At 59.9% G+C, this 22,765-nt stretch carries 14 protein-coding genes; 7 read left to right on the forward strand and 7 right to left on the reverse strand.

Going from position 1 to position 22,765, the window contains the following annotated elements; translation table 11 throughout:
- Positions 1 to 36: 36 nt before the first annotated feature.
- Positions 37 to 6,231, forward strand: a complete 6,195-nt coding sequence (locus SJY21_RS01870) for a cadherin-like domain-containing protein (RefSeq protein WP_377505367.1) — start codon at positions 37 to 39, stop codon at positions 6,229 to 6,231.
- A 266-nt stretch (positions 6,232 to 6,497) separates the two neighbouring features.
- Complete coding sequence (locus tag SJY21_RS01875) at positions 6,498 to 8,258, forward strand: Hint domain-containing protein (RefSeq protein WP_377505370.1); 1,761 nt, start codon at positions 6,498 to 6,500, stop codon at positions 8,256 to 8,258.
- Here SJY21_RS01875 and SJY21_RS01880 read toward each other — a convergent pair.
- Both SJY21_RS01880 and SJY21_RS01885 read right to left on the reverse strand, forming a co-directional pair.
- Positions 8,255 to 8,833 carry an NTP transferase domain-containing protein gene (locus SJY21_RS01880; protein ID WP_377505373.1) on the reverse strand — a complete coding sequence of 193 codons (579 nt, stop codon included), beginning with the start codon at positions 8,831 to 8,833 and terminating at the stop codon, positions 8,255 to 8,257. The two genes, SJY21_RS01875 and SJY21_RS01880, sit on opposite strands and share 4 nt — an antisense overlap.
- A 9-nt stretch (positions 8,834 to 8,842) precedes the next feature.
- Positions 8,843 to 11,248 (reverse strand): FAD-dependent oxidoreductase, encoded by a 2,406-nt coding sequence (locus SJY21_RS01885; RefSeq protein ID WP_377505376.1) that lies wholly within the window; start codon positions 11,246 to 11,248, stop codon positions 8,843 to 8,845.
- A 152-nt stretch (positions 11,249 to 11,400) separates the two neighbouring features.
- Between SJY21_RS01885 and SJY21_RS01890 the strand changes: the two genes are divergently transcribed.
- A complete protein-coding gene (locus tag SJY21_RS01890) occupies positions 11,401 to 13,806 on the forward strand; it encodes an FAD-dependent oxidoreductase (protein WP_377505379.1) in 2,406 nt (801 codons plus the stop codon).
- A 21-nt stretch (positions 13,807 to 13,827) separates the two neighbouring features.
- Here the strand turns inward: SJY21_RS01890 and SJY21_RS01895 are convergent, their stop codons facing one another.
- Positions 13,828 to 14,385 (reverse strand): YSC84-related protein, encoded by a 558-nt coding sequence (locus SJY21_RS01895; RefSeq protein WP_377505382.1) that lies wholly within the window; start codon positions 14,383 to 14,385, stop codon positions 13,828 to 13,830.
- A 114-nt stretch (positions 14,386 to 14,499) separates the two neighbouring features.
- Positions 14,500 to 15,495, reverse strand: a complete 996-nt coding sequence (gene hemB / locus SJY21_RS01900; RefSeq protein ID WP_377505385.1) for a porphobilinogen synthase — start codon at positions 15,493 to 15,495, stop codon at positions 14,500 to 14,502.
- Between the two features lie 155 nt (positions 15,496 to 15,650).
- Between hemB and SJY21_RS01905 the strand changes: the two genes are divergently transcribed.
- The 4 genes from SJY21_RS01905 (at position 15,651) to SJY21_RS01920 (ending at position 20,441) form a co-directional block, all read left to right on the forward strand.
- Positions 15,651 to 16,139, forward strand: a complete 489-nt coding sequence (locus SJY21_RS01905; protein WP_377513108.1) for a component of SufBCD complex — start codon at positions 15,651 to 15,653, stop codon at positions 16,137 to 16,139.
- A gap of 11 nt (positions 16,140 to 16,150) precedes the next feature.
- Entirely contained in the window at positions 16,151 to 19,600 is a 3,450-nt protein-coding gene (gene mfd, locus SJY21_RS01910; RefSeq protein WP_377505388.1) for a transcription-repair coupling factor, read from the forward strand.
- A 134-nt stretch (positions 19,601 to 19,734) separates the two neighbouring features.
- Positions 19,735 to 20,004, forward strand: a complete 270-nt coding sequence (locus tag SJY21_RS01915) for a hypothetical protein (protein WP_377505391.1) — start codon at positions 19,735 to 19,737, stop codon at positions 20,002 to 20,004.
- 170 nt (positions 20,005 to 20,174) lie between these two features.
- Positions 20,175 to 20,441 carry an excalibur calcium-binding domain-containing protein gene (locus SJY21_RS01920; RefSeq protein WP_377513110.1) on the forward strand — a complete coding sequence of 89 codons (267 nt, stop codon included), beginning with the start codon at positions 20,175 to 20,177 and terminating at the stop codon, positions 20,439 to 20,441.
- Here SJY21_RS01920 and SJY21_RS01925 read toward each other — a convergent pair.
- From SJY21_RS01925 to SJY21_RS01935, 3 genes are read right to left on the reverse strand one after another with little or no spacing between them, the layout of a single operon-like run.
- On the reverse strand, positions 20,438 to 21,646 hold the full coding sequence (locus SJY21_RS01925; protein ID WP_377505394.1) for a multidrug effflux MFS transporter: 1,209 nt from the start codon (positions 21,644 to 21,646) through the stop codon (positions 20,438 to 20,440). The genes SJY21_RS01920 and SJY21_RS01925 overlap by 4 nt on opposite strands.
- On the reverse strand, positions 21,643 to 22,107 hold the full coding sequence (locus tag SJY21_RS01930; RefSeq protein ID WP_377505397.1) for a metal-dependent hydrolase: 465 nt from the start codon (positions 22,105 to 22,107) through the stop codon (positions 21,643 to 21,645). The genes SJY21_RS01925 and SJY21_RS01930 overlap by 4 nt, the downstream gene beginning before the upstream one ends.
- Complete coding sequence (locus SJY21_RS01935) at positions 22,104 to 22,745, reverse strand: DsbA family protein (protein WP_377505400.1); 642 nt, start codon at positions 22,743 to 22,745, stop codon at positions 22,104 to 22,106. Before SJY21_RS01935 ends, SJY21_RS01930 begins: the two co-directional genes overlap by 4 nt.
- Positions 22,746 to 22,765: the final 20 nt, after the last annotated feature.

Here is a 22,765-nt window from a genome sequence, read left to right on the forward strand (position 1 = left end):
TCGGCCCCTTGGGTCGGCGGGGAATAGGATCTGGTAATGTCTGATTATACAATTGACTGGTCGCAATCGAATATCGACATCGACGGCAATAACACTGTCGGCAGCGGTGCGAACACGCTTGGCTTTTCTGTGCACACGCCGCGCAACCAAGACAACGATCAATGGATGAAGGGCACGCATCACGGCGTTGACGGCCTCAAGGCCTGGGATGTGAATGATCCGACCAAAGTGCTGATCAACTTTGATCAGGACGTTGTAAACGTCAATTTCGACCTGCTTGATGTGGACAGCTGCAACGGCCAGTGGGACGACCGGGTGACAATCATCGCCAAGGACGCGCACGGCAATATCCTTCCTGTTACCTTCTCCGGCACCAACGCGACCCAGCACGTGAACGGCAACCAGATCGACGCGCAAAGCAATTCGCTTAGCGCGGGCGATCAGGGTGCGACTGTCGGCGTGCACATCGCCGGACCCGTCGCCAGCCTTGAAATTGTCTATGACAACGGATCGGGCGCAAACATTTCCGGCACGGTCGGGATTGGCGACATCCACTTTGACGCTGCCGTCACCGCAGATGGTTACGTTGATGGCACCAGCGGCGATGATGTGATCGACGTGGCCTACACCGGCGATCCCGACGGCGACCGCATCGACAACAACGACGAAATTCTGCCCGGCGAAAATGCACAGGACGATATCGTTCTGGCAGGCGGCGGCGATGACCTTGTGATGGCCAAAGACGGCGACGACGAAATCTATGGCGGTTCGGGCGATGACACCCTGTGCGGTCAGGACGGCGATGACGTGATCTATGGCGGGTCTGGCGCCGACATCCTTGAAGGCATGAACAACGACGATGTTCTGCTGGGCGAATCCGGCAGCGACACGATCTATGGTGACGCGGGCGACGACATCATGTCGGGCGGCACCGGCAACGACAAGATCCTTGGCGGTGCGGGCGATGACCTTGCCTCGGGTGGCAAGGGCAATGACGAAATCAACATGGGCTCGGGCGATGACGTGGCGTACGGCGGCACAGGTGCTGACAGCATCCTTGGCGGTGCGGGCAACGATACACTTGTCGGCGGCAACATGTCCTTCAACGGCACACAGGATTTCAACGATCTTGCGGCGGGCGATCTGGTCGAAGGCCAGTATATCGGCGAAGGTGTGACCATCACATCTGCGGACCCAAAGCACCCTGTCATGGCATTTGACAGCGCCAACCCGACGGGCGGCGACCCTGATCTGGGCACAGCCAACCTTGGCATGGTGCTGATCCTGTCCGAAGACCGTGACGGCTCTGATCCCGATGACAACGTCTCGGGCGGCACCTTCAACATCAATTTCGAAGCACCAGCCAGCGTTACATCGCTGACCCTGCTTGACGTCGAAGCCGGCGCCTGGGTCAAATACTACGATGTGAACGGCAACCTGTTGCAGCAGGTCGATGTCTTTACGGGCAACAACGGCCAGCACGTGGTCAATACCGATCTGCATAACGTCTGCAAGATCGAAGTGATCCTTGGTGGTTCTGGTGCCATCGACAACCTGACCTATGCGATCAACCCCGACAACATGGACGGCAATGACGTGATTGCAGGTGGTGACGGCAACGACATCATCGAAGGCAACGCAGGCAATGACGATCTGTCCGGCGACGCTGGCAACGATACCATCTATGGTGGCGCTGGCGACGATGAACTGGACGGTGGCGATGGCGCTGACCGCCTTGAAGGCGGCGCAGGCGACGACACGTTCTATGGCGGTGCCGAGCGTGACATCATTCTGGGTGGCAGCGGCGACGATGTGGCCTATGGCGGCACCGGCGGCGACGAAATCTGGATGGGGTCCGGCGATGACGTGGTCGAAGGCGGCGACGGCAACGACTGGGTCCATGGCCAGGGCGGCGACGATACGCTGCTGGGCCAGGACGGCGACGACATGCTGTTTGGCGAAGACGGCGACGATGTTCTGGATGGCGGCGCAGGTGCCGACCTTCTGAAAGGCGGCGCTGGCTCGGACACGATCCTGGGTGGCGCAGGCGATACTGTTGACGGCGGGGCCACAGGTTCCGACCACGACGTGCTTGACCTGACCGGTCAGGGGCCGTTCTACCTTGATAACGTGGTGTCTGACACGACAACCGGCGGCAACGGCAATGGCATCAACGGCACCGTGGTGTTTGTTGATGGCAATGGCGACCCGACCGGCGAAACCATCACCTTTACCGACATTGAAGAAGTGATCGGCGATGAGGTCAACCGCGGCCCCGATGCCAATGATGACACGGCCGAAGTGGACGAAGATGGCGAAGTGACCATCAACGTTCTGGGCAACGACAACGATCCTGATGGCGACGACCTTGAGGTCACTGACGCGACATCGCCAGACGGCGACGTTGTGATCAACCCCGATGGCACGATCACTTTCACGCCTGACGAAAACTTCAACGGCGAAACCACGATCACCTATACGATCGACGATGGCAACGGCGGCACCGACACCGCGACTGTGACCGTCACCGTCAACCCCGTGAACGATGATCCGGTCGCCAATGACGACACGGCCGAAACCGACGAGGACACCCCCGTCACGATCGACGTGCTGGGCAACGACACGGATATGGATGGTGACGATCTTGAAGTGACCGACGCGACATCGCCCGATGGTGACGTCACGATCAACCCTGATGGCACGATCACGTTCACACCGGATGACAACTTTAACGGCGAAACCACGATCACCTATACGGTGGACGATGGCAACGGCGGCACGGATACAGCCACTGTCACCGTGACGGTCGGTTCCGTGAATGATGGCCCCGATGCGGTTGACGACAGCGACACAACCGACGAGGACACGCCCGTCACCGTTGATCTGCTGGCCAACGACAGCGACCCTGAAGGTGACGATCTTGAAGTCACAGCGGCAACGCTGATTTCCGGCGAAGGTGAAATCACCGACAATGGCGATGGCACCGTGACCTTCACACCAGCTGAAAACTGGAACGGCGAGGCCGTGATCGAATACACGATCAGCGATGGCAACGGCGGCGAGGACACAGCACAGCACACGATCACCGTCACACCGGTGAACGATGCACCCGAAGCCAACCCCGATGCGGACGTGACCGACGAGGATACAGCCGTCACTGTTGACCTGCTGGCCAACGACACGGATGTGGACGGCGACGACCTGACGGTTGTTTCCGCAACGCTGGTATCTGGCGAAGGTGAAATCGTCGACAATGGCGATGGCACATTCACCTACACCCCGGCGCCCGACTTCAACGGCGAAGCCGTGATCGAATACACGATCGAGGACGAGGAAGGTCTGCAAGACACCTCGACCCACACGATCACCGTGGAAGGTGTGGAAGACGCACCTGATGCGCAGGACGATGTGGCCGAAACCGACGAGGACACGCCTGTCATCATCGACGTGCTCGACAATGACAGCGATCCGGACGGCGATCCACTGGAAGTCACCGAGGCCACAAGCCCCGATGGCACGGTGGAAATCCGCCCCAACGGCACGATCCGCTTTACGCCGGATGAAAACTTCAACGGTGAAACCACGATCACCTACACCGTGACGGACCCGGACGGGAACACCGACACGGCCACCGTGACCGTGACCGTGAATCCGGTGAACGACGCGCCAGAGGCCAACGATGACAGCGATACCACAGACTTCAACACGCCTGTGACTGTCGATCTGCTGGCCAATGACACGGATGTTGACGGTGACGATCTGACCGTCACGGATGCAACCGTGCCTGCCGATCAGGGCACACTGGTCGACAATGGTGACGGCACCGTGACCTTTACACCGGCCCTTGGGTTCACCGGCACGGCCACGATCAGCTACACCATTCAGGACGAAGAAGGCCTGACCGATAGCGCCGTGCACACCATCACAGTGGGCGATGCCCCGCTGGACGGCACCGTGGAAGGCACTGCAGGCGACGACCTGATCGACGGTGGCTACATGGGCGACCCCGATGGGGATCGCGTCGACAATAATGATGCCATCCTGCCGGGTGACGTGGGCGATGACGACCTGATCTACGGCTTTGAAGGTGATGACACCATTCTGGCTGGCGCTGGCGACGACGAAGTTTACGGCGGCACAGGTGACGACAGCATTCTGGGTCAGGGCGGGTTCGATACCCTGTCTGGCGACGAAGGCGAAGACACCATCACCGGTGGCCGTGACGACGATATCATCTACGGCGGTGCCGACGATGACGTTCTGGACGGTGACAGCGGCAACGACACCATCGATGGTGACGACGGCGATGACAGCATTCTTGGCGGCGGTGGTGACGACACCATTTCCGGCGGCGAAGGCAATGACACCATCGACGGCGAAAACAACGATGACATGATCTCGGGCAATGCCGGTGACGATGTGATCTTTGGCGGGTCGGGTGACGACACGCTGAAAGGTGGCGACGACGACGACACCGTCTTTGGTGGCGCGGGCTCGGATGAAATCTGGGGCGGCGACGACGAAGACGAACTCTATGGTGACGGCGGCAACGACCGGATAGACGCGGGCCTTGGTGATGACGTGGCCTATGGTGGCGACGGCAACGACCTTGTCGAAGGCAACGAAGGCGATGACGAATTGCACGGCGATGCCGGCAATGACTCGATCACTGGCGGAACCGGTAGCGACACCGCCTATGGTGGTGACGGTAACGATACCATCGACACCGGCAACCACGACGATCCGCTGCCCGATCAGGCCTACCCCGGCGTTTACGGCGCCGATGCTGATCCCAACAATGACCTCGACACCGTCTTTGGTGGCGCAGGCAATGACACGATCAGCACCGGCGACGACAACGACACGATCTTTGGTGGTGAAGGCCGCGATGTGATCGACGCGGGCATCGACGACGACTATGTCGAAGCTGGCGATGACAACGACACGGTAATCGGTTCCGAAGGCAACGATGAAATCTACGGTGGTGACGGCGATGACCTGATCTATGGTGGCCTTGATCCATCCTTCCCCGATGTGTTGAACCTGCCTGATGATGGCTCTGGCCCGTTTGGTCCCGACCTTGTCACCGACAACAACAACGACACGCTGTTCGGCGGCGCTGGCAACGACACCATCTTTGGTGCCGATGACGACGACACGCTGTATGGTGGCACCGGCGATGATGTCCTTGATGGCGGCGTTGATGATGACCTGCTGAAAGGCGAAGAAGGCGACGATGAACTGATCGGTGGCCAAGGCGACGACACCCTGTTTGGTGGCGACGGCAATGACGACCTTGACGGTGGTATCGGCGACGACTCCGTGATCGGTGGCGCTGGCGATGATGTGGTCAACGGTGGTGACGGCGACGATCTGGTTGCCGGCAACGACGGCGACGACACGCTGACAGGCGGCGCTGGCGAAGACACCGTCACAGGTGGCTTTGGCGACGATCTGTTCCTTGGCGGCAACGGCGGTGACGTGGTGCGCGGCGGCGAAGATGCCGATGGCCTCGACGTTGACGTGCTGGACCTGACCGGATCGGATGTGGACTTTATCACCTATGTTGACGGCGATCCCGAGGCGGGCACCGTAACCTTCGGTGATGGCTCCACCATGACCTTCTCGGAAATCGAGAACGTGATCCCCTGCTTTACGCCGGGCACCACGATCGCGACCCCGAAAGGCGAGCGTCTGGTCGAGGATCTGCGCGAAGGCGACCGGATCATCACACGTGACAACGGCATCCAGGAAATTCGCTGGATGGGTCGCAAAGAGATGACGGGCAAGCAACTGGTTGCCAACCCGCACCTCAAGCCGATCCTGATCAAGGCCGGTGCACTGGGCAATGGTCTGCCTGAACGTGACATGCTGGTATCGCCAAACCACCGCGTGCTGGTCGCCAACGACATGACACAGCTCTACTTTGAAGAGCGTGAAGTGTTGGCCGCTGCCAAGCATCTGGTGGGCAGCGCCGGCATCCACGAGATCGACGTGATGGGCACCGCCTATATCCACTTCATGTGCGACCGCCACGAAGTGGTTCTGTCAAACGGCGCATGGACCGAAAGCTTCCAGCCCGGCGATTACAGCCTCAAAGGCATTGGCAACAGCCAGCGCAACGAAATCTTTGAACTGTTCCCCGAGCTGAAGTCGAAGGAAGGCCTTGAAGATTACCAGTCGGCCCGCAAAGCGCTGAAAAAGCACGAAGCACGCCTCTTGGTAAAATAATATGCAGCTCCGCCCGAACCGGGCGTAGTAAGAAAGGCGGGGATCGGGAAACCGGTCCCCGTTTTTTTGTGAACAATTGGGTACACGCAGTAGTTGTTTCGTCAATGGAAACAATATCGCGTGATCCCAACCACTTTTGCGCCGATTCACGCCTTCGGGCGTCATTGCAGACTTTTCCCCGTAAATTTATGTCGTTATTGCCTTAATCTTGTTTTGTCGCATCGGGGGATGTGGCGATGACCTTTGAGCTGCCGAAAGGAACCACCATGGCCACCATTACTGGGACCTCCAATAACGATGTTCTTCAGGGGACACCCGAAGACGACGTGATTTCCGGCCTCAACGGGCAAGACACGATTTCCGGCGAGGGTGGCGACGATAGCATCACCGGCGGTGGCGGCGACGACGTCCTTTATGGTGACGAGGGCACAGGCACCGCGCCGGGCAATGACGCGACGCCACTGAACCTGTCGATCAACAATCTGGTGTCGGATTCCTCTAGCGGTAACAACAACGCCAATCCGGGTGATTTTTCAGTTTACAGCAACATCGCGCAACTGGATGACGGCACACCGATTTCAGCGCGTCTGGTGCTGGTGTCGACCTCTAATCCCAACCTGAACGTGGACCTGTCGGGCGGCAACGGCTTTGAAATTTTGCTTAATAGCGGATTTGGTTCCAGCGCATCAATGCAAGGCGAAACCGCAACCTTCCGCATGGAATTCTTCGATCCTGCAACGGGCCAGCCCGTGGCGCTGAACTCGACCGCGACCTTCAATGACCTTGATCGCAATTCCCCCGGTGACCAGGAAAGCGTCACGCTGGATGCAAACAGCTTTAACGAATTTGGCGTGGCATCGGATTCGGTGCTCAACGTCACCACCGCACCCGGATCCGTGACAGCCGCAGGCACCGAAACCAACAATCCCAACGATCAGGACAGCTGGTTTTCGGCCTCGTTTGACGACCGCACCAGCATCGAATTCACGCTGGAAACACGCTCGACCCAATCGGGTTTTTCGATGAACGGCGACCTGATTGATGACGTGGTCGTGGAACCGATTGAGCCGGGCAATGACACGATTGACGGCGGCAGCGGTCAGGACGTGATCTTTGGCCAAGGCGGCGATGACAGCCTATCGGGCGGCGACGGTGACGATGAAGTTTACGGCGGCGTCGGGCAGGACAACATCAGCGGTGGCGCTGGAAATGACGAGCTCTTTGGCGGCGGTGATCAGGATACCTTTACCGGCATCACGGCGGGCGACACGATTGAGGGCGGCGAAAGCGGCGTCGATGAAGACACGCTCGATTTGACGGGCTCCGGTCCTCTGCGCGTGATCTTTGATGCCAATGATCCCGAAAGCGGCGTCGTCAATTTCCTTGATGCCAATGGTAATGTCACTGGGCAGGCCAACTTCTCGGAAATCGAAAACGTCATTCCCTGTTTCACCCCCGGAACCGTGATTGCAACCGCACGTGGCGAGGTGGCTGTCGAAACCCTGCGCGCAGGCGACAAGGTCTTTACCCGTGACAACGGGATGCAGGAAATTCGCTGGGCCGGACGGCGCGATGTAACCGCGTCAGAACTGGCTCTGATGCCACATTGGCAGCCTGTGCTGGTACGCGCTGGCGCGCTTGGTCCTGATCTCCCTGCGCGCGATATGCTGCTTTCGCCCAACCACCGTCTGTTGATGACGGGCGAGCGCGCGAACTTGTATTTCGGTGAAAACGAAGTGCTGTCCGCGGCCAAGCATCTGACCGATATGGACGGAATAGACGGCGTTGAAACCGCCTCTGTGTCCTACATCCACCTGATGTTTGACCGCCACGAAGTAATCTTGTCCGACGGTGCTTGGAGCGAAAGTTTCCAGCCCGGTGACTATGCCATGCGTGGTATTGGCGCTGATCAACGCTCTGAAATCTTGGGGCTTTTCCCCGAATTGGACGGTGTAGGCGACACGGGCGCATTCAGCGCCGCGCGCAAGGTTCTTAAAAAGCACGAGGCAAAGCTGCTGTCCAACTAGCGGTTTCTAAGCCAGTCCTGCCAGTCTTCGGGCGTGTCGATATCGCGGCGCGCCCGATTTCCGTTCAGCGGCACGTTAAAGGTCAGCTCGGGATAGTTGCGGATGATTTCCGCGCCGCCCGTGTCGCCAAAAAGTGCGGCGAACAGATCGAACATGCTGGCATCGAACAGCACCGGATGGCCGGGTTTTCCACCCTCCGTGGTGGCCCGCCAGATGTGACATTCGGGATGATCCGCGCTGGCCTTGATCACGGCGCGCAGATCGTCCGCCGTGATGTCGGGCATATCGGCGGGCAAGATCAGCACGCCATCCGCCTGGGCGGGTAGGGCGGCGATGCCATGGCGCAGGCTGGCGGCAAAGCCCGTTTGCCCCACCGGCACCTGGATACAAGACGCTCCGGTCAACGCGCCATAGCGGTCATGCGGGCGCGGGGGCAGGGTGGTGAACACAGGGCCGACGCTGGCGGCAATATCCACCATCCGGCGCAGCATTGGCTGGCCGTCGATATCAAGCAGCAGTTTATCGCGGCCCATGCGCGATGACGCGCCCGCCGCCAAAATCAGGATCGGGATCATACCGCCAGACTAGCCGCGCATGCGCGTCCCGTCAGCATCAAACAACGGCGTTGTGATCAGCGTCGCATCACGCAGATCGCCCAGAATTTCGATCTGGACCTTACGGCCCTCATGCGCCTCGGCCCGTGGGATCAGCGCAAGCGCGATGCTTTTGCCCGCATGGTGCGAATACCCGCCCGAAGTGCAGAACCCCTGCACGGTGCCATCAATGAACACCGGTTCATAGGCGGTGACATCAGCATCATCCGCATCCACCGCGAAGGCCGCCAATATGCGGGCTGGGGGATTGGCGCGTTCCGCCTCGGCCGCGGCGCGCCCGATGAAATCGGTGCTCTTCTTGAAGCTGATGAAACGATCCATGCCGGTTTCCGCCGCCGTATAATCGGGTGAAAATTCAGCCAGCCACGATCCGAAAAACCGGTCCAGTCGCAGCGACATCATCGCCCGCATCCCGAAGGGCGTGATCCCCATGGGCTGGCCCGCATCCCATAGGGTTTGCCATAGCTGCCGTTGATCCATCGGATCGCAGTATATCTCGTAGCCCAGATCGCCGGTATAGCTGACCCGCTGCACCAGCGTGTTGACCTGCCCGATCACCATGGGGCGCACATCAAGGAACGCCAGATCAACCGGATCGCGGGTGCAGGCGGCCAATAAGTCGCGCGCGCGCGGCCCCGCAATCTGGAAGCCGTTCACTTTATCGCTGATATTTTCGACCCTTACGCCCTGTTCTACATGTAGATCAAACCAGCGCTGATGGATCGCCTGCGCACCATAGCTGGCTGTCAGGCGAAAGTGATCCTCGGCCAGACAGGACACGGTGAAATCCCCCAAAAGCCGCCCCTTGGGTGACAGCATCGGCGTCAGGGACAACCGCCCCACCTTGGGGATGCGTCCGGCCATGATCCGGTCAAGCCATGCGCGGGCATTCTGGCCCGTCACATCGAACTTTCCAAAGTTGTGAACCTCATTGATTCCAACAGCTTGACGCACGTTCTTCACCTCGCGCGCGGTGGCGTCAAACGCATTGGAGCGGCGGAATGACGGGGTTTCAAAGGTTGGTTCGTCGCCCGTGGCAAAGTAGTTCACCACCTCAAGACCGAACTGATGCCCCCAGACCGCGCCCAGATCGGAAAACACCTCATACATCGGCGTGGTGCGATGCGGGCGTGCGGCGGGCAGTTCTTCGTTCGGGTAGGACACGGAAAAACGCCGCTGATAGTTTTCCACGACCTTGGGGCGGGTGTAGCCGGGCGAAATCCAGTTGCCATAGCGCCCCACATCCATCGCCGTGACATCGCGTTCGCATTCCCCGTCGACCATCCACTGCGCCAGCATCAACCCGACGCCGCCGCCTTGCGAAAATCCGGCCATGACACCGCAGGCAGACCAGTAATTGCGCAGGCCCGGCACGGGGCCGACCAGCGGATTACCATCGGGCGCAAAGGTGAACGGCCCGTGGATCACCGATTTGATGCCGGCGCGTTCCAGCACCGGAAAGCGGTTGAAGGCAAAGGCGACCGAATCCTCGATCTTGTCCAGATTGTCGGGCAGCAATTCGTGGCCAAATTCCCACGGGGTGCCATCGACGGCCCAAGGCCGACAGGGTTGTTCATAAAATCCGATGCACAGCCCGCGCCCTTCCTGACGCAGATAGCTTTCGCCGGCGGGGTCCATCACATGGGGGTGTTCCACGTCCCGTTCATAGATTTCGGGCGTTTCCTCGGTGATCAGATACTGGTGCTCCATCGGGTGCAGCGGCACGTAGTGGCCCGCCATCGCCGCCACCTCGCGCGCCCAGAGACCAGCGGCATTGACCACATGTTCCGCGTGGATCGTGCCCTTGTCGGTAACCACATCCCATGTGCCATCGGCGCGCGGGTTGGTTTCCAGCACCTTTGTGTGCAATTCGATGGTCGCCCCGCCCATCCGCGCGGCCTTGGCATAGGCGTGGGTGGTGCCGCTTGGGTCAAGGTGGCCGTCAAGCGGATCATACAGCCCGCCGATAATGCCATCCAGATTGGTAATCGGCGCGATCTTGGCGATTTCGGCAGGGCCGACAATTTCGGTTTCCAGCCCCATGTAACGGTGCTTGGCCCGTTCCGCGACCAGCATATCGAACCGGTCCTGATTGTCGGCCAAGGTCACACCACCCACATGGTGCAACCCGCAGGACATGCCGGTGATCGCCTCCAACTCCTTGTAAAGCTTGATGGTATAGCCCTGCAACGCGGCCATGTTCGTGTCACCGTTGAGGGTGTGAAACCCGCCCGCGGCATGCCACGTGGAACCGCTGGTCAATTCGGACCGTTCCAGCAGCATCACATCCGACCAACCCAGTTTCGTGAGATGATACAAAACTGACGCGCCAACGACGCCCCCGCCGATCACGGCAACTTGGGTGGTGGTTTTCATTGGGGGGGCTCCGCTGTTGTTTGGCACAGATTGCAAGCGATCACACCCGAAGCGATAGCACAATGACGACATGAAGTGTCGCCTTGATACAAATGACAGGCAATGGCGCGGGCCACTCTGGAGCGAGATTCGCAACCGCAGGAAAGACCCCAATGCGCACCCATGCCCAAGCTGTCGTCATCGGAGGCGGCGTGATCGGCTGCTCGATCCTTTATCATCTGGCCAAGGCTGGCTGGACGGACGTTGTTTTGCTGGAACGGGACGAACTGACATCGGGGTCAACATGGCATGCAGCGGCCAATATCCACGGATTGCACGACAGCACGAATATCAGCCGCATCCAGCACTACACGATGCAGCTTTATAATGACCTCGAGGCGGAAACTGGCCAAAGTTGCGGTGTATTCCAGCCCGGCAGCCTGTATCTGGCCCAGACCGAGGCGCGCGAACATCAGCTGCGCCTGCAAGCGGCCAAGGCCAAATTCTACGGGATGAATTTCCACGAGGTCAGCCGCGACGAGGCCGAGCGCCTGCACCCGCTGGTCAATTATGATGGCATCCGCTGCATCATGTATGAACCTGATGGCGGCAATGTGGACCCCAGCGGCGTGACCAACGCCTATGCCAGCGGCGCGCGCCAGTTGGGCGCGGAAATCATCCGCTTTTGCCCTGTGACCGGCACGCTGCAACAGCCCGATGGTAGCTGGATCGTGCAGACGGCCAAGGGCGATATCCGCGCCGATTGGGTCGTGAATGCGGCCGGGTTGTGGGGGCGCGAAGTGGCGGCGCTGGCGGGGATTGAATTGCCGCTGCAACCGACCGAACACCAGTATTTCGTCACTGAAACCATTGCTGACATCGCCGCGATGGACCGGCGCTTGCCTTCGGTTGCCGACCGTGACGGCGAATACTATCTGCGCCAGGAAGGGCAGGGATTGCTGGTCGGCGCCTACGAAAAGGATGTGCGGTTCTGGGCCGAGGATGGCACACCGCAAGGGTTCGGCCACGAATTGTTCGCCGACGATCTGGAACGGATCGAGGACAACATGATGCGCGCGATTGACCGCGTGCCCGCCGTGGGTGAGGCAGGCATCAAACGGGTGATCAACGGGCCGATGATCTGGTCGCCGGACAGTAATGTCTTGTTTGGCCCGCACCCTGATCTGCGCAACTACTTCTGCTGCAACGGTATCATTCCGGGCTTTAGCCAGTCGGGCGGCATGGGGCTGATGGCCGCCGATTGGATCACCACTGGTGAAAGCCGTTACGACATGTTCGCCTGGGACGTGGCGCGCTTTGGCAAATGGGCTGACAAAGCGTTCACCAAGGCGCGGGTCGGCGACCAATATGCGCACCGTTTCAGCATCCACTTCCCTGGTGAAGAACGGGCGGCTGGCCGCCCTGTGCGGGTCCGCCCCGTCTATGAACGCCAAAAGGAAATGGGCGCGGTGTTCGGGTTGAATTATGGCTGGGAACATCCGGCGTATTTTGACGCCGATGTGCCTGACAGCGCCGGATTTACCCGCCAACCGTGGTTCGATAGCGTCGGGCGCGAGTGTAAGATGCTGCGCCTAGCGGCTGGGATCATTGATATTTCCAACTTTGCTAAATACATCTGCAAGGGTGCGGGGGCGGCTGATTGGCTGAACGCAGTCTTTGCCAATAACATGCCCAAAGCGGTCGGGCGGTCCTGCCTGACCCCGCTGATCGGTGTGCGTGGCGGCATTGCCGGTGATTTCACCGTCACCCGAATGGCCGAGGATGAATTCATGGTGATCGGATCGGGCATGGCCGAACGTTATCACCAGCGGTTCTGGAAAGAGGTGCCGCTGCCCGATGGCACCACATTCGAAAGCCATACCGAGGCGATGTGCGGCTTTAACATTGCCGGACCTTTGTCGCGTAAGCTGTTGCAAAAGCTGACAAATGCCGACCTTTCCACCGATGCGTTCCCCTTCATGCGCTCGCAACGGATCGAGATTGCGGGAGTCAGCGTCATTGCCCTGCGCGTGTCGTTTACCGGCGATCTGGGCTGGGAGCTGCACTGCGCCGAGGCCGACCAGCTGCGCCTTTATGATGCGCTGTTGGAGGCTGGCAAGGATCTGGGCGCAGGGCCGGTGGGCAGCCGCGCGCTGATGTCACTGCGGGTCGAAAAGGGCTATGGATCATGGGGGCGCGAATACAGCCCCGAATACTGGCCACAGGAAGTGGCGCTGGACCGGCTGGTCAAGTTGGAAAAGGATTTTCTGAATAAATCAGCATACATGCAGATCAAAGATAATGCATCACGTGAAGTGTTATCGCTGATCCATGTGCAGGATGTGGACAGCGCCGATGCCACCGGAGGCGAGCCGGTGTTCCTGCCTGACGGCACGCCTGTGGGCCGCGTGACCAGCGGCACATATGGTTACACGGTCGGCATGAGCCTTGCCTTGGGCTATCTGAAGGGGGTCAGCGTGGGCGATGCGGTTGACGTGATGATCCTTGGAAAAGCGCACCGTGGTGTGGTGCTGGCAGACCCGCCATTTGATCCAATGGGCGAACGCCTGCGGGCTTGATTTTACAGCGTTGCCAAGCCGTTAGGGAATGATGCGCGTGTATTTCGTGCCTTCCAGGGTCGCGCCAACGCGCAGGCCGGTCTGGGCAAAGATCACAGCGATCACAGGCGCGAGCGATGTCGTAGTTTCAGCGCGCACGGATTCACCTTGTTCCAGCAGGGCGTATTCAAGGTCCGCGCCCGCCGCCCACCCGTCCGAGCGGCGAAAATCCATCAGCGCGTCTTGCGTCATGAAAAACAATACGTGGCTGGATTGCTGCGCGCCAATTTGCAGGCCTGCACTGGCGGCGGTGACGGAATAATAGTCAACCGATGTTTCTCCAACCCGTAGCGCGCCGCGCCCATATGATGCACCAAGCCCAAGACCGGCTTCGGTGATCAGCGGCATAACCAGCATACCTGTCGATTTACTCGCCAGATCACGGGTGCCGGGGTATTGCGAATACATATAGTTCAGCGTGGAAGCGACGCGCGCGTCGATCGTTTCCGCCCCGCGTCCGCCAATGCCGTTGCCGCATGCGGCCAGGGATGTGCCTGCAACGGCCCCCAAAGCAAAATTGCGTCGTGTGAGATGTGTCATGGTGCTGCCTCGATGTGCCTGATTTACTGCCGTGTCGGCCTTTTTGACCGTTATGAGGGACACTATAGGCAGTAATCCGCCCCCTGTCAGCACCTAGATGCAGTTGCGCAGGTTTCAGCCCAAAAGGCGCGCGGCAGCGGGGGCGAAATAGGTCAGAATGCCGTCACATCCGGCGCGTTTGAACGCCATCAGGCTTTCCAGCATCACCGCATCCCCATTCAGCCAGCCGTTGGCCGCCGCCGCCCTAATCATCGCGTATTCACCGCTGACCTGATAGGCAAATGTCGGCGCACCAAAGGTGTCTTTCACGCGGCGGCAGATATCGAGGTATGGCATGCCCGGTTTGACCATGACCATATCCGCGCCCTCGGCCAGATCGCGCTGCACAAGGCGCAGGGCCTCGTCGGAATTGGCGGGGTCCATCTGGTAGGTGTTCTTGTCGCCGGTCAGTGCTGCGGATGCCCCAACCGCATCGCGAAACGGCCCGTAGAACGCACTGGCGTATTTCGCCGCGTAGGACAGGATTGAAACGCTGTGATGCCCGTCACCTTCCAACGCGCTGCGGATCGCGCCGATCCGCCCGTCCATCATATCGGACGGCCCAAGGATATCGGCGCCCGCATCGGCCTGCGCAAGTGCCATTTTCACGAGCGCATCAACTGTGCGGTCATTGACAATTTCTCCGTCCACGACAAACCCGTCATGGCCGTTGATATTATAGGGGTCCAGAGCGATATCGGTCATCACCGCAATATCAGGCGCCGCGTCCTTGATGGCGCGGATCGCTTGGTTTGTCAGGTTGTCGGGCGACCAAGCTTCGGCGCAATCCTCCGTGCGGTTGGCCGCGTCGGTGTAGGGAAAGATGCAGATCGCTGGGATGCCCAGCGCCTGCGCCTCGCGCGCCGCCAATGCCACGCGGTCAACCGTGCGGCGCACCACGCCGGGCATGGATGCCACGGGTTCTTCGGCGTCCTTGCCGGCCATGACGAATACGGGCCAGATGAAATCCTCGGCCGACAGGGCATTCTGGCGCACCAGCGCCCGCAGGGCAGGCGATTTGCGGGTCCGGCGCAGACGCGCGGCGGGAAAGGGGGCAACTGTCGGTTTCATGAGCGGGCCTTTCTGGTCACACCCCTAGGCCTGCCACGGATTTTGTGCGCTCACAAGTCTGGGCATTGCCCGCGCGCGGCGTTAGTGTCCCGCGAAACTGATTTGGACATGCGCGCGCCGTGAACTGGACCCAAGTGATCTTTGAAGTGATCGACATGCGATCGTTCTCGAACCTGTGGTTCTGGATCGGCTTGGCCGTGGTCTGGTCATCGGCCAGCCATTGGGTGCTGGGCGTGCCCTTTGACCTGATCCAACGGGCGAAAAAACATGGCGGGCAGGCCGAAGCCGACCTTGAAGACATGGTGCGCATCAACGTCAACCGCCTGCTTTATATCGGGCGCGTTTCGGGGCTTTGGCTGCTGGGATTCATCTGCTTTCTGCTGACCACGCTGGCGCTGCTGGCCTTTGTCTATGACATCGAATTTGCCCAAGCCGTGTTCCTGATCGCCTTTCCGATGACGCTGGTGGGGATGTTGTCGCTGTCCACCGCGCGCCTTATTGAAACGCACGAACCCGTGGGCGAGGATTTGCACCGCCGCCTGCACCGTCACCGGATCTGGACGCAGGTGATCGGCATGATTTCGATCTTTGTGACGGCGATGTTCGGGATGTATCAAAACCTTGCTGTCGGCCCCGGATTCTAGGCGTCAAACCCGTGGCAAAACCTGCACATATCACCGTATCGGGTGCGCCCGAAGGCTTTGACGCCCGCCTTGTCGTTCAGGAAATGGAAACATCCGGCGCGCCGGTCATGCATATCGCGCGCGACGACAAACGCCTTGCCGCGATGCAGGCCGCCTTGCGGTTTTTTGCGCCTGCGGTGCCGGTGATCACCTTTCCGGGTTGGGATTGTCTGCCTTTTGATCGCGTGTCGCCCAACGCCGATGTTTCGGCTGCGCGCATGGCCACGCTGGCGGGGTTGGTGCAGGGGATGCCGGCGCAGTTTATCCTGCTGACCACGCTGAATGCGGCAACCCAAAAGGTGCCCGCGCGCGCGGTCCTGCGCGAGGCGGCATTCACAGCGGATGTTGGCGAACGCATTGACGAGGCGGCGCTGAAATCCTTTCTCGTGCGCATGGGGTTCACCCAAAGCCCGACCGTGCTGGAAGCCGGTGATTACGCCGTGCGCGGCGGGATCATTGATGTTTATCCGCCGGGGCAAAGCGGCCCTGTGCGCCTTGATCTGTTCGGCGATATTCTGGACGGCGCGCGCCGCTTTGATCCGGCAACACAGCGCACCACTGAAAAACTGGACCGCGTGGAACTCGCCCCAGTCTCCGAGATCATTCTGGACGAGGCGGCGATCACGCGGTTCCGCCAGAATTACCGCATCGCGTTCGGCGCGGCAGGGTCGGACGATCCGCTGTATGAGGCGGTGAGCGCGGGGCGCAAACACGCAGGTGAAGAACACTGGCTGGGCTTTTTCCATGATCATCTGGAAACCCTGTTTGATTATCTGCCCGATGCGACCGTCACGCTGGATGACCAGTTCACCGCGCAGCGCGTGGCCCGCTGGGATGCGATTGCCGATCAATACGATGCGCGCCGCGAGGCGATGCAGCAAAAGTCGCATATGGATACGGTCTATAAGCCCGCGCCGCCGGAAACCCTTTATCTGGATGACGGCGCGTGGAATGCCGCCATAGGCGCGCGCCGTGTGCTGCACTTCAGCCCGCTGCCACAGGCCACCGGCGCAGGTGTGATTGATGCAGGCGGGCGGATCGGACGCAATTTTTCACCTGAACGACAGCAGGAAAACATCAGCCTTTTCGGTGCATTGGCTGCCCATATTAAAGCAAAACTTGAAGATGGTCCCGTTGTCATCGCCAGCTATTCCGAAGGCGCGCGCGAACGCCTGACGGGGCTGATCGAGGACGAAGGCGTGGCCGAAGCGATCCCCGTCACCGATATGTCGCGCGTGGGCAAACGCGGTGTGCATCTGGCCGTCTGGGCGCTGGAACACGGGTTCGACGCACCGGGTATTACCGTGGTCTCGGAACAGGACGTGCTGGGCGATCGTCTGATCCGCCAGACCAAGCGCAAAAAGCGCGCCGACAACTTCCTGACCGAAACCCAAAGCCTGACGCCCGGCGATCTGGTGGTGCATGTGGATCACGGGGTCGGGCGCTATACGGGGATGGAGGTGATCACGGCACTGGGCGCGGCGCATGAATGCCTGCTTCTGGAATATGCGGAACAGACGAAACTGTATCTGCCGGTTGAAAACATTGAACTCCTTAGCAAATTTGGCCACGAGGTCGGGTTGCTGGATAAACTTGGCGGCGGCGCGTGGCAGGCGAAAAAGGCCAAGCTGAAAGAGCGTATCCGCCAGATGGCGGAACGCCTGATCCGCGTGGCTGCCGAGCGTGCCCTGCGCACCGCGCCCGTTTTTGACCCGCCCGAGGGCATGTGGGACCAGTTCCTTGCGCGCTTCCCTTATGCGGAAACCGAGGACCAGTTGCAGGCGATCGAGGACGTGTTGGTTGACCTGTCATCAGGGCGGCCCATGGACCGGCTGGTTTGCGGCGATGTGGGATTTGGCAAGACCGAAGTGGCGATCCGCGCCGCGTTCGTGGCGGCCATGTCGGGTGTGCAGGTGGCAATCATCGCACCGACCACGTTGTTGGCGCGGCAACATTACAAGGGGTTCGCGGAACGCTTTCGCGGTTTTCCCATCAATGTCAGACCCTTGTCGCGCTTTGTGAGCGCAAAGGATGCCGCCGCCACGCGTGATGGCCTGTCGCGCGGCACAGTGGATATCGTCATCGGCACCCATGCCTTGCTGGCCAAATCCATCCGGTTCAAGAACCTTGGTTTGCTGGTCATCGACGAGGAACAGCACTTTGGCGTCCAGCACAAGGAACGCCTGAAACAGATGCGCACGGATGTGCATGTGCTGACATTAACTGCGACGCCTATCCCACGGACTTTGCAGCTAAGTTTGTCCGGTGTGCGTGATCTGTCGATTATCGGCACACCGCCCATCGACCGTCTGGCGATCCGCACCTATGTGTCCGAGTTTGACACGATCACCATCCGCGAGGCACTGTTGCGCGAACACTATCGCGGCGGGCAGTCCTTCTTTGTGGTGCCGCGCATTGCCGACCTGCCGGAAATCGAAACATTCCTGCAAGATCAGGTGCCCGAAGTGACCTATGTGACCGCTACGGGGCAGATGGCGGCAGGCGAACTTGATGACCGGATGAACGCCTTTTATGACGGCAAATACGATGTGCTGCTGGCCACGACGATTGTCGAAAGCGGCCTCGATATTCCCACGGCCAACACGATGATCGTGCATCGCGCGGATATGTTCGGGCTGGCGCAGCTTTATCAAATTCGCGGACGGGTAGGGCGCAGCAAAACGCGCGCCTATGCTTACCTTACGACCAAGCCACGCGCGAAACTGACCGACACCGCGCAAAAACGCCTGCGCGTGCTCGGTTCGCTCGACAGCCTTGGGGCCGGCTTCACGCTGGCCAGTCAGGATCTGGATATTCGCGGTGCGGGCAACCTGCTGGGCGAAGAACAATCCGGCCAGATCAACGAGGTTGGTTACGAACTTTATCAGCAGATGCTGGAAGAACAGATATCCAAGATACGTTCCGGCGAAGCCGAAGGCTTGCAAGACGATGGCGAATGGTCGCCGCAGATCAATCTGGGCGTGCCGGTGCTGATCCCCGAAGATTACGTGCCTGATCTGGATGTGCGTCTGGGCCTTTATCGCCGCCTGTCGGACCTGACAACAAAGGTTGAACTGGAAGGGTTCGCCGCCGAATTGATCGACCGGTTCGGAACGCTCCCGCGCGAGGTGAACACGCTGATGCTGGTCGTGCGCATCAAGGCCATGTGCAAACGGGCAGGGATCGCCAAACTGGATGGCGGGCCAAAGGGTGCGACGATCCAGTTCCACAACGACAAGTTCGTGTCGCCCAAGGGGCTGGTCGAATTTATCGAGGACCAGCGCGGGCTGGCCAAGGTGCGCGACAACAAGATTGTCATCCGCCGCGACTGGACCAAGGAACGCGACAAAATTCAGGGCGCCTTCGGCATCGCCCGCGATCTGGCGGCGAAGGTTAAGGAAGCGGAAAAAGCAAAAGGGTGAGCTGAGCCAGCGATTCGAAACAAGGCAACTTACCTGCGCCGCGGTGCAGAATCGGCATCACGAGAATTGATATGTCGATTTTCCGATGCGTTAGCCTGCCTGCATATAGGTGCATCAATTCAACCCGGCGCAGCATGTTGCGGGCATCAATTCGTGTTCCTGTTTTGTTTCTGCATTTCCAAAAAACTCACGCTGGTGTGAGCGATGCCTATAATGGATGCATGTTTGCACACCACATAGCGGGGCCTGCCATGCCACCTACCGAACCTGACTACGTCATCAATATCAAAATTCTGGGCGCCAAGGTTAAGATCAAGGATCGCGCAACCGTTTACGTTTTCAGCGTTGCGATCGTGAGTTCATTGTTGATTGCAGCCTATATCGTAAGAACATCCAAAGCCTGACCCTTTACGCTGGGGCGGTGAGTGGGGGGCGCTGCCCCCCGTCCTGAAGGACTCCCCCCGGAGGTTTTTTTGAACAAAAGAAGTTCGGCGTGGTCAAAGCGACACAAGCGCCCGAATTAGCTGGGCGCAACGTTAACGAACCGTTAACCTTTGGCCGGCGGAGGCATGTCATGCGGGCGTTTGCGGTTATCAGTTTGGTCCTGGCGGGGACTGTTGGCGCTGCGGAAGGGATCGCGCCACCACGTGTCACGCTTGACCATCCGTTGTTTGCAAACCTGCGCAATGTGCAGGCATTCAACTGCTCCAACACCACATGCACCCAGATAAGAAGCTGCGAGGAAGCCTGTTACAAGCTGCGCGTCTGCGGGCACACGCGCCGTGACGGGGATGGTGACGGAATTCCTTGCGAGAACCTTTGCAGCCGCCGCTGTCCTTAACCGTCGCTGTCCCGCCGGATCAGCGTTGTCAGCCAGAACGCAATCGCGGCGCAGATCATGCAAGCAAGGGCGAGTGGCAGTGGTGTTCCGTCAAAGGCCAGCCCCACGGGCGCGGCAATCGCGACCGCGCCAATCGTGGACACTGATACGATCACGGAGGCTGCCGTGCCTGCGATATGTCCCATCGGTTCCATGGCCAACGCGTTCAGGTTGCCCAATGTCATACCCACCTGAAAGAACACCGTAAGGGTCCATGCCGCATAGACCAAAAGCTCGATTTGGTTTGGCAGTCCGGCAAACACCGCCGTGATCATCAGCGCCGATGCGCCCACTTGCATCAGGAACGTCACCTTGATGATCGGCCGCATCCCCAGCCGCCCGACAATGCGCGCATTCAACAGGCTGGCCGAGGCCGCGAGAATGGCGATCCCGCCAAACCACAAGTGGAATTGCGCGCCTTGTCCATAGGTCAGGTCAAATACCTGCTGCGTGCTGGAAATCACAGCGAACAGCATTCCCATCGCAAGTGTCTGAATGAAAATTGACAAACGGGTCGTCGGGTGGCGCAGGACTTCGCCCGCCGCCGCAAAGATCGGGCCAAACCGGAGCGGGCGGCGCAACGCCGGCGTCAGGGTTTCCGGCTGGCGAAGACCAAGCCAGACCACCGTGACACCGGAAAACGCGACAAACGCCAGAAAAACAGCATGCCATCCGGCGAAGGCAATGATGATCATGCCAATGGACGGCGCAAGGGCCGGCACAAGTGCAAAGATCAGCATCGCAAAGGACATGATCCGGGCCATATCGCGCCCGGTATAAAGATCCCGCACAAGCGCCTGCACGACAACACGGGGCCCGGCAGCCCCCAACCCCATCAACAGTCGCGCGGCCAGCAATGCCTCTAGCGTGGGCGCGGCCCAAGCAAACAGAGCCGCGATGCAGTAGATCAACGCGCCTGCGATCATTACCGGCTTGCGCCCGAACCAATCCGAAAGCGGGCCGGTAAAAAACGTGCCCAGCCCCATACCCAACACAAAACTCGTGACAATCAATTGCGCGCGGTTGGGGGCATCGGGCGACAGTTCGGCGGCGATTGCGGGCAGGGCGGGCAACATCGCATCAATGGAAAAGGCGACCGTCGCCATGATCATCGCGATCAGGGCCACGAATTCCAGTTGCGACAGGCGGGCGGTGGGCGGTGTCATGGGCGCCTCGGATAAAGCGTGGCGGCCAGCGCCCAGATGGCCAGTTCAAGGGCAAAGACCCAGTGCAGCACGAAATTCAGCACCCAGTTGTCCCAGCGCGCGGGGATCGTCACAAGATGGGTGAATTGATTGGAAAACGGCCAGTGCCACAGGATATCGCCTGCGATGGTGTCAAGGCAGAGGTGCAACAGCAGGGCAGCGAAAAAGGCCGATGCCGCCATCAGGTAGCGGCGCGCAAACAGGGCAACAAGGGGCAGGGCAACCACGGCCACAATCGCCCAGAACGCAGGAATATGCACCCAATAGCGGTGGTGGTGAAATGCGCGATCATCGACCAGATAAAACCAGATCATATCGAAATCGGGCAATATGCCGCCTAGAACGGCCGCAGGCAGAACCAGCGGCGCGGCAGGCCAAAGCCGCCCCAGAACATAGCCCGATGGCAGATGCGCCGTGATCATGCGTTTTCGATTTGCGCCATGATCTCGGCGATCACGGTGTCCCACGTTTCGGTTGGTTGTGCGCCCGGCACCGCGTGGGCTTGGGCGACGATAAATGTCGGCACTGATTGCACGCCCATCTTGCGGCTGTGCACATCGCGCGCGCGGATATCGTCAATGTCGGCGTCACTGGCCAGCAGTTTGGTCACAAGGGCCGCGTCCATACCCGCGCTGTCGGCCACATCGGCCAGCACTTCGGCGTCGCCAATATCGCGCCCTTCGACGAAATAGGCCTCGAACAGTTTCTGCACCACGAAAATCTGATGCCCCTCGATCCCTGCCCAATGGATCAGCCGGTGCGCGTTCAGGGTGTTGGGCGTGGTCTGGATCGCGTCGAAATTGATCGCCAGCCCGGCGGCCTCGGCCCGCTCGAGCACAGGGGCATAGGCCTGCACCGCGCCCTCCTTGCCGCCGAATTTCGTTTCAAGGTACTCGCGCCGGTCCATGCCGCCTGCGGGCATGTCGGGGTTGAGCTGGAAAGGATGGTATTCGATGGTGAACGGATGGTCGGGCACCTTGATCAGGGCGGCGTCCAGATTGGCCTTGCCGATGTAACACCAAGGGCAGATCGGGTCGGAAATGATATCAAGCTTGACCATGGCGGTGTTTCCCTTGTGGC

Origin of the sequence: Octadecabacter sp. R77987 (genome assembly GCF_042466115.1) — a bacterium.
Lineage (GTDB): Bacteria > Pseudomonadota > Alphaproteobacteria > Rhodobacterales > Rhodobacteraceae > SW4.

Excerpts from the sequence above, each read along its gene's own strand:
- SJY21_RS01915 (WP_377505391.1), top strand. The coding sequence starts at position 19,735 with ATGTTGCGGGCATCAATTCGTGTTCCTGTTTTGTTTCTGCATTTCCAA.
- SJY21_RS01920 (WP_377513110.1), top strand. The coding sequence starts at position 20,175 with ATGCGGGCGTTTGCGGTTATCAGTTTGGTCCTGGCGGGGACTGTTGGC.
- SJY21_RS01885 (WP_377505376.1), bottom strand. The coding sequence starts at position 11,248 with ATGAAAACCACCACCCAAGTTGCCGTGATCGGCGGGGGCGTCGTTGGC.
- hemB (WP_377505385.1), bottom strand. The coding sequence starts at position 15,495 with ATGAAACCGACAGTTGCCCCCTTTCCCGCCGCGCGTCTGCGCCGGACC.
- SJY21_RS01890 (WP_377505379.1), top strand. The coding sequence starts at position 11,401 with ATGCGCACCCATGCCCAAGCTGTCGTCATCGGAGGCGGCGTGATCGGC.
- SJY21_RS01880 (WP_377505373.1), bottom strand. The coding sequence starts at position 8,833 with ATGATCCCGATCCTGATTTTGGCGGCGGGCGCGTCATCGCGCATGGGC.
- SJY21_RS01925 (WP_377505394.1), bottom strand. The coding sequence starts at position 21,646 with ATGACACCGCCCACCGCCCGCCTGTCGCAACTGGAATTCGTGGCCCTG.
- SJY21_RS01905 (WP_377513108.1), top strand. The coding sequence starts at position 15,651 with ATGCGATCGTTCTCGAACCTGTGGTTCTGGATCGGCTTGGCCGTGGTC.
- SJY21_RS01875 (WP_377505370.1), top strand. The coding sequence starts at position 6,498 with ATGGCCACCATTACTGGGACCTCCAATAACGATGTTCTTCAGGGGACA.
- SJY21_RS01935 (WP_377505400.1), bottom strand. The coding sequence starts at position 22,745 with ATGGTCAAGCTTGATATCATTTCCGACCCGATCTGCCCTTGGTGTTAC.
- SJY21_RS01895 (WP_377505382.1), bottom strand. The coding sequence starts at position 14,385 with ATGACACATCTCACACGACGCAATTTTGCTTTGGGGGCCGTTGCAGGC.
- SJY21_RS01870 (WP_377505367.1), top strand. The coding sequence starts at position 37 with ATGTCTGATTATACAATTGACTGGTCGCAATCGAATATCGACATCGAC.
- SJY21_RS01930 (WP_377505397.1), bottom strand. The coding sequence starts at position 22,107 with ATGATCACGGCGCATCTGCCATCGGGCTATGTTCTGGGGCGGCTTTGG.